Origin of the sequence: Mesorhizobium sp. B3-1-9, from assembly GCF_006439595.1 — a bacterium.
Classification (GTDB): Bacteria; Pseudomonadota; Alphaproteobacteria; order Rhizobiales; family Rhizobiaceae; genus Mesorhizobium.
This window is the reverse complement of the sequence record NZ_VFTJ01000002.1, coordinates 31,824-46,226: the sequence shown is the minus strand read 5'-3', so window position 1 is coordinate 46,226 and position 14,403 is coordinate 31,824. Positions and strand designations below refer to the sequence as shown.

Sequence of the window (14,403 nt, the reverse complement as noted above, 5' to 3'; positions counted from 1 at the left end):
TGGCTTCGGTTGTCTCAACCTGCCGCGTTCTTGTTCTTCCTGACCGGCCGTCTTTTCGCGGCCTTGCCCCAATGAATTTCCGAGCGCTGCGCGCGCTGAGGATCAGTGCATCGTCATCCATTCGCGCGCTTCGCGCAGCGCCGTGGCGATCTCGACTTTCGACATGGTGGCCGACAGTTCCGAGCGCAGCTCGGCGGCGCGGGCCGAGCCCTTGATCGCGGCGATGTTGAACCATTTGTGGGCGGCAACGACATCGGTCTCGCAATCGCGGCCCGTCGCATACATCATGCCCAGTTCGAAAAGAATGTCGGCCTGGGCAGTTGCCCCCATGGCGCCGAAGCCGTCTTCAAGCATTTCAAAGCGTGCCATTTCAATCCCCTGTCTGGCTCCCGAGAGCTGCCTCCTTTTCCCTTGGTAATCCCTCGGGGCGAGCCGCTCTTTCGATGCTTTCGAGGATGACGGCTGGCCTTGAATCCGTCGTTAAATGGCTTGCTTAATTTGAGGAAAACAAAGCTAAAACAAGAGGTAAACGCGGAAAACTGTTAAGCATGGGAATCCAGCGTTTCAGCCATTTTGCGTCAAATTCGATGAAAATTGCCGGCGGCGGAATCAAGACTTCGCTAACCACGGAAACCGAAGCGTTTGTCGGTCGCGTTTATTTTCAGTCGGCCGCGCGACGAAAATCCTTGCAACCTTCCGTCGCGGCACCGCTTTCGTTTTGGCGGCGGCTGGATTAGCTTTACCTTTGCGTAAGGGGCAGGAAGGCGGACTGGAGCCCGCCGCAACCCCATAGGGAGGTGGACACGATGTTTCGAAAGCTGACTCTGGCCCTGGCGGCCACCTTGATCATGGCGGGCGCCGCATGGGCCGACCCGATCGAAGGCAACTGGAAGACGCAGGCCGGCGACACCGCGGCGATCGGCGGGAGCGATTCTTTCTCGATCACGCTCAAGACGGGCAAATACGCCGGCAAGACGATCGGCTCGCTGAAGGCTGCCGGCGACAACAAATATGCCGGCAGCATCACCGACCCGGCAAACGACAAGACCTATTCCGGCAAGGCGACGCTCTCGGGCACCGCGCTCAAGATGAGCGGCTGCGTGCTGGGCGGCCTGATCTGCAAAAGCCAGACCTGGCACAAGCTCTAACTCTAGAGGTCTGCTAATCGGCGTCTCAATCCAAACGGAGACGCCGTAGCTTTCCTGGCCCGACAACGTGGCTCTGCAGTCGCTATTCTCCAGGAATGAGTATGCTCTGAAGGAGCAACATCCAACTTGCATTTGCGACAGGATATTTATCCTCATCACTTTCGCAGACTAGACCCGTCGTCCCGAATTGAGCGAGTATCTGGGAGGACCAGATACGCTTCACGCGATTGCCCAGCCGATACCGAAGCGAGGATAACGCGATGCTCCGGTGGTTGAGAGTCTGCCATTCTGGTTTGTCTACTAACTCCAGACGCTGGCCATTTCGCTCCCATATGCCAATGAATTTCCGGTTTACTTTGTTCATCTGGGTCAACAGGCCAGGTGCGTAAGAGTCGGCTCGATTGTCGAACTGCAAAGTCATGCACTCGGAACTAGCACCACCGCAGGACTCATCCTTACAATTCAATACGATTAGATGGGGATTCTTCCGCTTTATCGACCATTTAGCGTCATCATAAATCACAACGACACCATGTCTTGGTTCCGTTGCTTGGGCCGCGAGAGCAGGCGGCGTGGGAAGACAAACGAACTGGAGAGCAATCATCAATCGGATGGCAATCGCTTGGGAATACCTCGCGCTGTCAACTGAGCGTGAGAACCGACAGACAGTTGTCATATCAAGGGCTCTCCAAAGGGAATGTCGCGAAAATTTCAATGCTACCAGACGATATGGACATGGCGCGACGATCTTGCGCCGTCTTTAGCTCAATCTAATCCCGTTCTAGAAAACAATTCCACCGGCAAGAAGCCTGCATATGCGCCACTGTGCGCACTGCGTCACGTGCCAATCAATTTGAACCGCAGATGAATACCGGTCTCAGAACCGGTTCAGAGGCATTCCGGCATTCTCTCCCGCATTGAAGGAGAGAGAAATGCTTGCCCGTCGCTTCACCATTGTCTGCCTGCTGATGAGCCTGTTCGGCATGTTCTTCGCCATCCTGGTGGCGGAGGCCGGTCACTCGAGCCGCTCGTGGGAGCGGCCGACCGCTTCATTCCCGGCTCGGTGAACCAAGTCAAACGCTCAAACGACAAAGCTGAAAAGCAGTAAAGCTGAAATTCGGGACACCACCAAAATGGACCGCATCACTGCCACCGCAATGAAGATCCTCAGGCTGCTGCCGCGGGCGACGCTCATCCTGATGCTGCTTGCCGCCCCGGTGCTGGCGGTGCCGATGATGCGCGCCGACACGGGCAACAGGATCGAGGCGCCGCCGCACAAGAACACCAGCCTCGGCTTCGTGCTGCTGATCAGCCTGCAGCGCGGATAAGGTGCGATAACAAAAAATCTCCAGCTGGGTTGCGGTTCCTGTCCGCTCACCCCTCCCAACCGCTCTTCCAAATCTCTATATTGAGCCATGGAAAAGCGAATCTACCCCCAAGCCATCGAATCGGTCGTCATGCCGGAGCCCTTCGGCAAGCAGAGCTTCCACGACGCCAAAAAGGCCGTCGCGGCGCTGCAGGCGCTCTACGACCGCAACACAAAATTCCTGCGCGATTCCTTCGCCGCACTAGCGGCCGGCGGTGACGAGAGCAGGCGCTACCGGGCCTTCTATCCGCAGATCGGCGTCACCACGACCTCGTTCAGCCAGGTCGACTCGCGCCAGGCCTATGGCCATATGCCGACGCCCGGCCATTTCGCCACCACGATCACGCAGCCGCAACTGTTCGAGAACTATCTCATCGAGCAATTGAGGCTCATCATGCGCAATCACGGCGTGACGGTCACGGTGTCGGAATCGACAACGCCAATCCCGTTGCATTTCGCCTTCCTGGAAGGCACCTATGTCGACGGCGCGGCCGCCGAGCGCATCAAGCGGCCGATCCGCGACCTGTTCGACGTGCCGGACCTCGACGGCACCGATGACCAGATCGCCAACGGCACGTTCGAGGTGGCGTTCGGCGAGCCAAGGCCGCTGGCGCCGTTCACCGCGCAGCGCATCGATTATTCGCTGCACCGCATGACGCATTACACGGCGACCAGCCCGCAGCATTTCCAGAATTTCGTGCTGTTCACCAATTACCAGTTCTACATCGACGAATTCGTGGCGCGGGCCCGCGAGCTGATGGCCAGTGGCGACAGCGGCTATGTCGAGTTCGTCGAGCCCGGCAATGTCGTGACCAGGAACGGGGCGACGGTTTCTGAAGGCACGCCGCCGCAGCGCCTGCCGCAGATGCCGGCCTACCATCTGAAGAAGCCCGGCCATGGCGGCATCACCATGGTCAATATCGGCGTCGGCCCGTCCAACGCCAAAACGATAACCGACCATATCGCGGTGCTGAGGCCGCATGCGTGGGTCATGCTCGGCCATTGCGCCGGCCTGCGCAACACGCAGGCGCTGGGCGACTATGTGCTGGCGCATGCCTATGTGCGCGAGGACCATGTGCTGGACGACGACCTGCCGGTCTGGGTGCCGATCCCGCCCCTGGCCGAAATCCAGGTGGCGCTGCAGGAAGCCGTCGCCGAGGTGACCGGTTTGTCGGGCTACGACCTCAAGCGCATCATGCGCACCGGCACCGTCGCCACCATCGACAACCGCAACTGGGAACTGCGCGACCAGCGCGGGCCGGTGCAGCGGCTGTCGCAGTCGCGCGCCATCGCGCTCGACATGGAATCGGCCACCATCGCCGCCAACGGCTTCCGCTTCCGCGTGCCTTACGGGACGCTGCTGTGCGTCTCCGACAAGCCGCTGCATGGCGAGCTGAAGCTGCCCGGCATGGCGACCGAGTTCTACAAGCGGCAGGTGGCGCAGCATCTCACCATCGGCATCAAGGCGATGGAGAAACTGGCCGAGATGCCGATGGAGCGGTTGCATTCGCGCAAGCTGAGAAGCTTTTCCGAGACGGCGTTCCAGTAGACGCGTGCCGGCCAGCCACCGGCGAGGCAATTCGTCGTCTTGGCCGGCCGCAATTTGGCCGATAAGCGGTCCGAACGGACAGCCGGAGCGGTTGGAGCAAATGACAACGGGCGGCGCGCGCTTGAGCATGATGGCTCAGCTGACATTCCTGGCGATGATGGCATGCTCGGCCGCGTTGCTGGCTGGATTCTTCGGCACGCTGCATCCGGCCTTCGATTCCTTCTCGCATTTCCGCATGCATCTGAGCGTGCTGACGGCCTTGCTCGCGCTGGCGCTGCTTGCCGGCCCCTACCGGCTGCAGGCGGTCGCCGCGCTGGTCTTCGCCATCGCCTGCTTCGCCACGACGACGAGCGCGCTGCCGAGATTGTCGACGCAGCAGGCGGTCGCAAAGCCGGCCGACAGGATCGTCTACAGCCTGCTGCAGATGAACCTGCGCTTCAACAATCCGACGCCGAAGAAGGTGCTGTCGCTGATCGGCCGGACCAATCCGGACGTCATCACGCTCGACGAAGTGTCAGGGATGTGGGCCACGGAGCTCGGCTATATTGCCAGCGCCTATCCCTATCGGATCCTTTGCGACTATCCCAACGGCATATTCGGCGTCGCGCTGCTTTCGCGCCGTCCCTTCGCCGCCGGCACCGCGCCGCGTTGCGAGCCGCGCGGCGCGATGGCGACCGCCACGATCGATTTCGGCGGCATTCCGGTCAACGTCGCCGCGATCCATCTCAGCTGGCCGTGGCCGAAGGAGCAATACTGGCAGATCGGCGAACTGTCGGAACCGCTGGCCAGGCTCGGCGAGACCGCCATCATGGCCGGCGACTGCAACGCCGTGCCGTGGAGCGCGGCGGTGCGGCGGGTGGCGCGGCTCAGCGGCATGACGCTGATGCCGTCGGCCGGCCCGACCTGGATCCACCGCACGCTGCCCGACGTCCTGCGCCGCTATGCGGGCCTGCCGATCGACCAGGTGTTCAGCAAGGGCGGGGTGACGATCCTGTCGTCGGCCCGGCTGGAGGATACCGGCTCCGACCATCTGCCTGTGCTGGTCGAATTCACGCTGCGGTCCGACAGCAACGCGCCCGAGGACGAGCACAAGTCGGCGCTGGCGGCGAACGACGCGCCGGACAAGCCGCGCAGCTGACGTCCGCTTGGTAGGTGAACGGCTCGAGCTTCAGTTCTTCCCCATCAATGCATTGACCAATTTCTCGACATGGCCGCCGTCGCGGTGCTCGCGCGCGTCGAAGGCATTCTGCCTGGCCTCGTAGTCGGCATAGATCGTGTCGATGCGGCGCCTGGCGTCCCAACGAAGACCGGTGCAGAACCAGTTGTCCTGCCGCTCGAGCCCGGCGAGCGCCGTCTCGGTCGCCCGCATCATCTGCTTCGCGATGCGGCCATGGGTATGTTCATGCTGGCGCACGCCGGCCATGAAGCGCTCCCAGCGCTTGCGCAGGACCGGACCGGACGGGGACGTGCGGCGCGGAAACGTGTAGGTGATGTCGATCATGCCGGTGGCCTGCCGCAGCCGGCAGATGCCGTTGTCGCGCGTCACATCGAGCTTCCAATGCACAGCGTAGCCGGTCTCGGCGATGGCGCGCGTGGCATGGCCGTGCCTCGGCCCGAGGCCATCCATCGCCTCGATCAGTTCCGCGCCGGTCTTGCCGGCGACGTCGTAGGTGCGCACATGCACGGTCAGCCCGGTGCCGGCGGAGGCGGCCCCGCTAAAGAGCACGCCGGCAGCCGCTAAAATCGCCAGGCTGATGCGCCGCATGTCCGCCTCCTTGTTCAGGGGCTAAGCAGACCATACTAGGCGCGCGGCTTCAACGGTCTCTGCCGATAGGCCCGGCTCACATGCCCTGGTAGACGGGGCCTTCACCGCCTTGTGGCGGCACCCAGTTGATGTTCTGGTTCGGATCCTTGATGTCGCAGGTCTTGCAGTGCACGCAGTTCTGCGCGTTGATGACGAAGCGCACGTCCTTTGCCGCCGGATCGGCGGCGGCGTTGCCGTCCTTGTCCACCCATTCATAGACGCCGGCCGGGCAGTAGCGGGTCGAGGGACCGGCGAAGACATCGTGCTCGGAACGCTGCTGCAACGCCATGTCGCCGACGATCAGATGGGTCGGCTCGTTCTCCTCGTGGTTGGTGTTGGAAAGGAACACCGAGGAGAGCCGGTCGAAGGTCAGCACGCCATCCGGCTTCGGATAGGCGATCTTCTGATGCTTGGAGGCCGGCTCGAGCGTCGCGTAGTCGGCCTTGCCATGCTTCATGGTTCCGAAGGGCGAGAAGCCGAACAGCGTGTTCAGCCACATGTCGAGGCCGCCGATGCCGACGCCGACAATGGTGCCGAAGCGGGACCAGAGCGGCTTGACGTTGCGGACCTTCTTCAGGTCCTTGCCGATATCGGTGCCGCGCCAGGCTTCCTCATAGGAAGCGAGCTCGTCATTGGCACGGCCACCGGCAATCGCCTCGGCCACATGCTCGGCCGCCAGCATGCCCGAGAGCACCGCGTTGTGCGAACCCTTGATGCGCGGCACGTTGACGAAGCCGGCAGCACAGCCCATCAGCACGCCGCCCGGGAAGGACAGCTTCGGCACGGACTGCCAGCCACCCTCGGTGATGGCGCGCGCGCCATAGCCGATGCGCTTGGCGCCCTGGAAGGTGCCGGCGATCGCCGGATGCGTCTTGAAGCGCTGGAACTCCTCGAAGGGCGAGAGATAGGGGTTCTTGTAGTTCAGGTGGACCACGAAGCCGACCGCCACCTGGTTGTCCTCCAGATGGTAGAGGAAAGAGCCACCGCCGGTCTTCATGTCGAGCGGCCAGCCGAAGGAATGCTGCACCAGACCCGGCTTGTGGTTCTCGGGCTTGACCTGCCAGAGCTCCTTGAGGCCGATGCCGAACTTGCCCGGCTCGCGGCCGTCGGCAAGCTGGTATTTGGCGATGAGCTGCTTGGCGAGCGAGCCGCGCGCGCCTTCGCCGATCAGCACATATTTGCCCATCAGCGCCATGCCCGGCGCGTAAGCCGGGCCGTGCGTGCCGTCCTTCTCGACGCCCATGTCGCCGGTGATGACGCCGGTGACGGCGCCCGCGTCGTTGTAGACGAGGCTTGCCGCGGCGAAGCCCGGATAGATCTCGACGCCCAGCGCCTCGGCCTTGGTCGCCAGCCAGCGACAGACATTGCCCAGCGAGACGATGTAATTGCCGTGGTTGTTCATCAGCGGCGGCATCAGGAAGTTGGGCAGGCGGAACGAGCCGGCAGGGCCAAGCACCAGGAAATGGTCCGCCGTCACAGGCGTCTTGAACGGATGATCGCCCTCCTCGCGCCAGCCGGGCAGCAGGCGGTCGATGCCGATCGGATCGACGACCGCACCCGACAGGATATGGGCGCCGACCTCGCCTCCCTTCTCCAGGACGACGACGGAAAGGTCCGGCTTGAGCTGCTTCAGACGGATCGCGGCGGCAAGGCCGGCGGGACCCGCACCGACGATCACCACGTCGAATTCCATGCTCTCGCGTTCGATTTCGCTCATCGGCCCCTCATTGGCTCGCCATGTTTTCGCATTGTGCTGGCTCACGCGCTGCATAGCGCATCAATTCGCGACGCGAAACCGGCGCTGACGTGACAACGCCGATTTCGACAAAAAGTCGCGGTTTTCCCTACGAAATGGTCGCCGCGCAGGCCATGGCCAAGCATAGGCCAGCGCCAATCGGATGGAAGGCCAGGCCGCGTCCGCATGTTTTTAATTGTTCGACGGCTTGGTTATCGGCAATACTTCGCACCATGCGCAGTCCAGAGCCAGCCGGCTTTCCATCGAAGCGCTTACTCTTCACGCCAGGCATGGCCTGGCGCGCGGTTCTTCCACTCCTCTTTTTGTCCGTGCCGGCGGAGGCCGATCCGGTGAAGGTCTGGGCCACCGGCGCCTATTCCTTCTCCGACGAACTGGGCGGCTTCCGCATCACGGGTGCTTCCGGCATCGGCACCAAGGAAGACCCGCTGATCATCAGGGAGGAACTGAACACGGCGACGCCGGTGACGCTGACGATCCGCGCGACCAAGCCGATCGAGCCATTCGGCAAGGCAGGCCAGGTCGCCAACGGCGTGATGTATATGCGCATCGACGTGCTCAACAACAGCGCCCTGCCCTGGGTGGAATTCCAGTTCGAGCTGCAGGAAATCCTCGACCAGCCAAGCGTGTTCGGCGACGGCCTTTCCTTCGACCAGCGCAACAAGACGCCCGACAACATCTGGTCGAGCAATTTCGCCGATTTCGACCGCCGGTTCGAACCCTATGACCAGCTGCTGTTCAAGAACGGCAAGGTCGACCCGCTCAAGACGGCGACCTTCGACTTCCTGATCACCGACTACACGCCGCGCTGGACATTTTACATCGTGCAGGATCCGCGCATACCCACTGGGTGAAAGCATATCGATATTCAGGTGATGCCGGCCTGCAAATGGCAGTTTCCTGCGCTTCCGGTGCTCACGTATGAAAAGTACGCTCCGCTCCGGTTCTCGGAAACCACCATTTTCGACTCGGCCTGACCTGAATCTCGACATGCTCCAATACAGGCGAGCGTGGCTTAACCTTGCAAATCGGCGCCGCGCGGACGATGGTGGCGCCATGACTGCCGCCTCCCCCAGCACACCAGCCGAGATCGCCGAACTGCTCGCCTTTTATGCCAGCGCCGGCGTTGACGAGGCGCTTGAAGACGCGCCGGTCAATCGGTTTGCCGAAGCGGCGGCGAAGTCGGTCGAACGCAGGCCCGCCGAGCGGACGCCAGCCGCGCCGCGTCGCGAGGCCGCGCCCGAGACCCGAACGGCATCCGGGAAGGGTCCGGAGCGGCCCCAGGCGCCCGAGCCACCAACGCCATCATCCGGCCTCGACGCGCGCAATATTCCGGACGCTCCGGCGCGCATGCCGGCCGCCACCGTTCCCGACGAGGCGCAGGCGCTGCTTGCCCGGCAACTGGCCGCAAGCGCCTCGACGCTCGAGGAACTGCGCCAGCACATGGCCGGCTTCGACGGCTGTAATCTCAAATTCACCGCCAAGAACCTCGTCTTCGCCGACGGCAATCCGAAAGCCGAGCTGATGCTGGTCGGCGAGGCGCCCGGTCGCGACGAGGACCTCGAAGGTCTGCCCTTTGTCGGCCGCTCCGGCCGGCTGCTCGATCGTATGCTCGCCGCTATCGGCCTCGACCGCAACTCGGCCTATATCGCCAACGTCATTCCGTGGCGGCCGCCGGGCAACCGCACGCCGACACCGCACGAGACCGAAATCTGCCGGCCGTTCATCGAAAGGCAGATAGAACTGGTCAATCCCAAGGTGCTGGTCAATCTCGGCGGTCCGTCGGCCAAGACGCTGCTCAATACGACCGAGGGCATCCTGCGCCTGCGCGGCAACTGGCGGGTGCACACGACGGCGTCGGGCATAGCCATTCCGGCGATGCCGACGCTGCATCCGGCCTATCTGTTGAGGACACCGGCGCACAAGAAGCTGGCCTGGCGGGATTTTCTCGAGGTCAAGGCGAAGTTGAAGGGGTTGGCGTGAACGTCTTCCCCTTCTCCCCTTGTGAGAGAACGGAAGCCAATAACCTCCCAGGTAATTGAAATCCCTCCCTCTACAGCCTAGTCCTACCCTATGACCACATCCGACCCTTCCGCCGGAAGCCTCATCCGCGAGTGGCGCACGCGGCGGCGCATGAGCCAGCTCGACCTCGCGATGGAGGCCGACATCTCGCAGCGGCATCTTTCCTTCGTCGAAAGCGGCCGCGCGCAGCCGTCGCGCGACATGCTGCTGCATCTGGCCGAGCAGCTGTCGATTCCACTGCGCCAACGCAATCAACTGTTGCTTGCCGCCGGCTTCGCGCCGAGCTTCAGCGAAAAGCCGCTGACCGATGCGACGCTGGCGCCGGCGCTTGCCGCCGTCGAGACTGTGCTCAAGGGCCACGAACCCTTCCCGGCGCTGGCGGTGGACCGGCACTGGAACCTCGTTTCGGCAAACACCGCGATTGCTCCGTTCCTCGCCGACATCTCCGAAGCATCGCTTCTCGCGCCGCCGGTCAATGTGCTGAGGCTCAGCCTGCATCCGGGCGGCGTGGCGCCGCGCATCATCAATCTGGCGGAGTGGCGCGCGCATCTCATCGAGCGGCTGAAGCGCCAGAACGACGCCACCGGCGACCCGGTGCTGATCGAGCTTGAGCGCGAATTGCGCACCTATCCATCCGGCCTGAGGAGCAGCCGGCCGGCGCCGGTCGAACCGAGCGGCATCGTGCATCCGCTGCGGCTCGCGCATGGCGATCAGGTGCTGTCGTTCATCAGCACGATCACGGTCTTTGGTACGCCGCTCGACGTCACGCTGTCGGAACTGGCGATCGAATCCTTTTTCCCCGCGGATGAGCAGACAAGGACGGTGCTGGTGCGATTGGCGAAAGAGCGGGCGACCGCTTCGTAGGCCTTCACCCCTGCGGCGGCGTGGCCGTCCTGGTGCGCGTGCGCTCGAGGCCCAGTTGCCGCTCGCGCCAGATGATGAAGATACCGGCGGCGACCACGATCACGCCGCCCGCAAGGGTGTTCAGCGAGGTCACGTCGCCGAAGACGAAATAGCCGACCACAACGCCGAGGATCATCGAGGTGTATTCGAAGGGCGCCACGACCGAGGCCTCGGCATGGCGGTAGGCCGCCGTCATCAGGATCTGGCCGAGCCCGCCGCAGAAGCCCGCGACAACGAGGAGCGCGGCCTGCATCGGTGTCAGCGCCTGCCAGCCGAAGGGCAGCGTGAAGAGCGACAGCACCGAAGCGGTCGAGGAGAACCACAGCACGATGGTTGCCGTCTTTTCGGTCTGGACGAGATTGCGCACCAGAAGCATGGCGACCGCCGAGATCGCTGCGGCGATCAGCGCGGCCATGACGCCCAGCACCTCGTGGTCGTCGAGGCCTTCATCGGAATTGAGCAGCGTCAGTTCGGGCCAGGAGATGACCAATACGCCGGCAAGACCGACCGCGACCGCGCTCCAGCGGTAGACGCGGATCGTCTCGCCGAGGAAGATCGAGGAGAACACGACGACCAGCAGCGGCTGGGCGTAGTTCAGCGTGATCGCTTCCGGCAGCGGCAGCCTGGTCAGCGCGAAGAAGCCGAGCCCCATGGCGCCGACGCCGACCACACCGCGCGCGACGTGGTTGAACGGCCGTCTCGTCGTGAATGCCGTGGCCAATTCACCCTTGAAGGCCAGGAAGGCGATGATCGGGAAGATGGCGAAGAAGGAGCGGAAGAAGACGATCTGCCCTGCGGGCACGTCGCCGGCCGCCTTGATGCAGGTCTGCATGCCGACGAAGACCGTCACCGAGACGATCTTCAGCGTAATGCCGCGCAGCGTGTTGTGGCCGACGGCATGATCGACGGTCATCTTGCCTCGTAAGGGTAGTCGGGAAACGAAGCCGCGAAATAGGCCAAGAGCAATTCCAGGAAAGTGTGTAACGGTTTTCCGTCCGGAATTGCGAGACACAACCTATCCCGCAGTTTTGTCGAGTGGCCGTTTCGTGTAAAGAGCGCGCACCTCAAAATTCTTGGACCAGCCAAGCTGGCTGGCCGCCCGAAATCAACAGGAAAAGCCTAAGGAATGCGCACAGATACCGGCCATGTCTTCAAGCTCGAAGATTATCGCCCCTGCGACTATCTCATCCCGAGGACCAGCCTCGACTTTCGCCTGTCGCCGGACGTGACCCATGTGACCGCGCTGCTCACCATCGAACGACGCGAGGGCGTCGCCGCGTCGGCGCCGCTGGTGCTCGACGGCGACGGGCTGACGCTGCTTGGCGTGGCGATAGACGGGCAGGCGCTGTCGGCCAGCGATTGCGAGGCGACGCCGGACCGGCTGACAATCCTGAAGCCGCCGGCGACACGGCGCTTCGAGCTTCGCTTGGAGACCGAGATCGCGCCTTCGCGCAACGAGGCGCTGATGGGCCTCTATCGCTCCAACAACGTCTATTGCACGCAATGCGAGGCCGAGGGCTTTCGCCGCATCACCTATTTCCTCGACCGCCCCGACATCCTGTCGGTCTACACGGTGCGCATCGAAGCCCCGCACAACGAGGCGCCGCTGCTGCTCTCCAACGGCAATCCCGTCGAACGCGGCGCGCTCGCTAACGGCAGGCACTATGCCGTCTGGCACGACCCCTTCCCCAAACCCTCCTACCTCTTCGCCCTGGTGGCGGGCGCGCTCGGCAAGGTGGCGGACAGCTTCACCACAATGTCCGGCCGTAAGGTCGAGCTCGGCATCTATGTGGAGCCCGGCAAGGAGCGGCTTGCCGGCTATGCGATGGACGCGCTGAAGCGCTCGATGAAATGGGACGAGGACGCCTTCGGCCGCGAATACGACCTCGACGTCTTCAACATCGTCGCCGTGTCCGACTTCAACATGGGCGCGATGGAGAACAAGGGCCTCAACGTCTTCAACGACAAATATGTGCTGGCCGACGAGGAGACCGCGACGGATGCCGACTTCGCCAATATCGAGGCGATCATCGCGCATGAGTATTTCCACAATTGGACCGGCAACAGAATCACTTGCCGCGACTGGTTCCAGCTCTGCCTGAAGGAAGGGCTGACCGTTTACCGCGACCACGAGTTCTCCGCCGACCAGCGCTCGCGGGCGGTGAAGCGCATCGCCGAGGTGCGCACGCTGCGCGCGCATCAGTTCCCGGAAGACCAGGGGCCGCTGGCCCATCCGGTCAGGCCGCGGCGCTACCGCGAGATCAACAACTTCTACACCGCGACCGTCTACGAGAAGGGTTCGGAAGTGGTGCGCATGATCCGCACCATCCTTGGGCCGGAAACCTTCCGTGCCGGCATGGACCTTTATTTCGAGCGGCATGACGGCGAGGCGGCGACCATCGAGGATTTCCTCAAAGTCTTCGAGGACGTCTCCGGCAGAGACCTCGCGCAATTCGCGCTTTGGTATCACCAGGCCGGCACACCGAACCTGACGGTAAGTTCCGCGCACAATGCGGCGGCAAAGGAGTTCACCCTGGAGATCGAGCAGTCGGTGCCGCCGACGCCATCGGAAAGCCGCAAGCGGCTGATGCATATCCCGCTGGCCTTCGGCCTGGTCGGCGCCAACGGCAAGCCCGTCGCCTGGACTGCCGTCGAGGGCGCAATGGTGGATGACGGTGTCATCCATATCCGCAAACGTCGGCACACGGTGCGCTTCTCGGGTATTTCGCAACGGCCTTCGGTGTCGCTCAACCGCGGCTTCTCGGCGCCGATCACGCTTTCGGTGCAGCAGAAGGCCGACGACCAGTTCTTCCTCGCGGCGCATGACAGCGACGCCTTCGCGCGCTGGCAGGCGTTCAACACGCTCTTGACCGATGCGCTGATCGCCGCCTTCCGCCAGACCCTCGGCGGCAAGGAGCCGGTGTTTGCAGCGCGGCTTGCCGAGCTTGCCGGCAGGATCGCCGGCGACGAGGCGCTGGAGCCGGCCTACCGGGCGCTCGCGCTGTCGCTTCCCGGCGAAGCCGATATTGCCCGCGACATCGGCAAGGGCATCGACCCAGACGCCATCTTTGCCGCGCGCGAGGCGATGGCGCGGATGATCGCCGAGGCAAACCGCGAGGCCTTCCCGGCGCTCTATGAGAGCCTTGCCGACAAGGGTCCGTTCAGCCCGGACGCGGCGAGCGCCGGGCGCAGGGCGCTGCGCAACATCCTGCTCGACTATCTTTCGCTGCTGCCGGGCGGCGCGGGCCTCGCCGCAGGGCACTTCACCGCCGCCACCAACATGACCGACCGTGCGGCAGCGCTCGCCGTGCTGGCGCATCGCCATCCAGGCACGGCCGAGGCCGAAGAGGCGCTGGCCGCCTTCGAGGCCCGCTATCGCGGCGACGCGCTGGTACTCGACAAATGGTTCCAGATCCAGGCCGGTGTGCCGGGCGCAAAGACCGTCGAGAAAGTTCGTGAGCTCATGCGGCACCCAGCCTTCTCGATCGCCAACCCGAACCGGGTGCGTTCGCTGATCGGCACCTTCTCCAGCGCCAACCAGACCGGCTTCCACCGCCCCGACGGCGAAGGTTACCGCCTGTTTGCCGAGACGGTACTGGAGGTGGAGAAGCGCAATCCGCAGGTAGCCGCGCGACTGGCCACGTCGCTACGCTCCTGGCGCTCGCTGGAGCCTGGACGTCAAGCCAAGGCCAGGCAGGCGCTGCTCGACATGGCGAAGGTTGAGAACCTGTCGGCGGATCTGCGCGATATCGTCGAGCGGACACTGGCGTAATTAGCGATCTTCCCCCTCGTGGGGGAGATGCCGGCAGGGCAGAGTGGGGCATGAAGGATCGCGACGTTTGCTTCTCGCCCGAAAGC

General features: G+C 63.5%; 14 protein-coding genes. 10 read left to right on the top strand and 4 right to left on the bottom strand.

Annotated features, from left to right (window positions below):
• Positions 1 to 102: 102 nt before the first annotated feature.
• Complete coding sequence (locus FJW07_RS03515; RefSeq protein WP_027164869.1) at positions 103 to 369, bottom strand: sel1 repeat family protein; 267 nt, start codon at positions 367 to 369, stop codon at positions 103 to 105.
• Positions 370 to 548: 179 nt separating this feature from the next.
• On the opposite strand from FJW07_RS03515, the gene FJW07_RS03510 reads away from it, so the two are divergent.
• The 6 genes from FJW07_RS03510 to FJW07_RS03490 all read left to right on the top strand — a co-directional run bounded on the left by FJW07_RS03510 (position 549) and on the right by FJW07_RS03490 (position 5,201).
• On the top strand, positions 549 to 737 hold the full coding sequence (locus tag FJW07_RS03510) for a hypothetical protein (RefSeq protein ID WP_140854504.1): 189 nt from the start codon (positions 549 to 551) through the stop codon (positions 735 to 737).
• Between the two features lie 69 nt (positions 738 to 806).
• Positions 807 to 1,148 carry a DUF2147 domain-containing protein gene (locus FJW07_RS03505; protein WP_140854502.1) on the top strand — a complete coding sequence of 114 codons (342 nt, stop codon included), beginning with the start codon at positions 807 to 809 and terminating at the stop codon, positions 1,146 to 1,148.
• Positions 1,149 to 2,080: 932 nt separating this feature from the next.
• The gene (locus FJW07_RS32240; protein ID WP_281405322.1) at positions 2,081 to 2,215 is read left to right on the top strand and encodes a hypothetical protein; all 135 of its coding nucleotides are present in this window, start codon (positions 2,081 to 2,083) and stop codon (positions 2,213 to 2,215) included.
• A 66-nt stretch (positions 2,216 to 2,281) separates the two neighbouring features.
• Positions 2,282 to 2,476, top strand: a complete 195-nt coding sequence (locus FJW07_RS03500) for a hypothetical protein (protein WP_140659428.1) — start codon at positions 2,282 to 2,284, stop codon at positions 2,474 to 2,476.
• Positions 2,477 to 2,605: 129 nt separating this feature from the next.
• Positions 2,606 to 4,063 (top strand): AMP nucleosidase, encoded by a 1,458-nt coding sequence (locus tag FJW07_RS03495; protein ID WP_246680681.1) that lies wholly within the window; start codon positions 2,606 to 2,608, stop codon positions 4,061 to 4,063.
• 127 nt (positions 4,064 to 4,190) lie between these two features.
• A complete protein-coding gene (locus FJW07_RS03490; protein WP_181182570.1) occupies positions 4,191 to 5,201 on the top strand; it encodes an endonuclease/exonuclease/phosphatase family protein in 1,011 nt (336 codons plus the stop codon).
• Between the two features lie 30 nt (positions 5,202 to 5,231).
• Here the strand turns inward: FJW07_RS03490 and FJW07_RS03485 are convergent, their stop codons facing one another.
• Both FJW07_RS03485 and FJW07_RS03480 read right to left on the bottom strand, forming a co-directional pair.
• Positions 5,232 to 5,828: a DUF922 domain-containing protein gene (locus FJW07_RS03485; protein ID WP_140854496.1), complete on the bottom strand. Its 597-nt coding sequence runs from the start codon at positions 5,826 to 5,828 to the stop codon at positions 5,232 to 5,234.
• 76 nt (positions 5,829 to 5,904) lie between these two features.
• Positions 5,905 to 7,584, bottom strand: a complete 1,680-nt coding sequence (locus tag FJW07_RS03480; protein WP_140854494.1) for an electron transfer flavoprotein-ubiquinone oxidoreductase — start codon at positions 7,582 to 7,584, stop codon at positions 5,905 to 5,907.
• Between the two features lie 251 nt (positions 7,585 to 7,835).
• Between FJW07_RS03480 and FJW07_RS03475 the strand changes: the two genes are divergently transcribed.
• From FJW07_RS03475 to FJW07_RS03465, 3 genes are all read left to right on the top strand, one after another.
• Positions 7,836 to 8,474: a hypothetical protein gene (locus tag FJW07_RS03475; RefSeq protein WP_140643597.1), complete on the top strand. Its 639-nt coding sequence runs from the start codon at positions 7,836 to 7,838 to the stop codon at positions 8,472 to 8,474.
• A 202-nt stretch (positions 8,475 to 8,676) separates the two neighbouring features.
• On the top strand, positions 8,677 to 9,603 hold the full coding sequence (locus tag FJW07_RS03470) for a uracil-DNA glycosylase (RefSeq protein WP_140854492.1): 927 nt from the start codon (positions 8,677 to 8,679) through the stop codon (positions 9,601 to 9,603).
• Between the two features lie 90 nt (positions 9,604 to 9,693).
• A complete protein-coding gene (locus tag FJW07_RS03465) occupies positions 9,694 to 10,506 on the top strand; it encodes a helix-turn-helix transcriptional regulator (RefSeq protein WP_140854490.1) in 813 nt (270 codons plus the stop codon).
• A gap of 4 nt (positions 10,507 to 10,510) precedes the next feature.
• On the opposite strand, the gene FJW07_RS03460 is transcribed toward FJW07_RS03465, so the two are convergent.
• Positions 10,511 to 11,458, bottom strand: coding sequence for a DMT family transporter (locus FJW07_RS03460; protein WP_140854488.1), 948 nt, complete (start codon positions 11,456 to 11,458; stop codon positions 10,511 to 10,513).
• A 213-nt stretch (positions 11,459 to 11,671) separates the two neighbouring features.
• Here FJW07_RS03460 and pepN point away from each other — a divergent pair, with 213 nt between their 5' ends.
• Positions 11,672 to 14,317 (top strand): aminopeptidase N, encoded by a 2,646-nt coding sequence (gene pepN, locus FJW07_RS03455; protein WP_140854486.1) that lies wholly within the window; start codon positions 11,672 to 11,674, stop codon positions 14,315 to 14,317.
• The last annotated feature ends 86 nt before the right edge of the window (positions 14,318 to 14,403 follow it).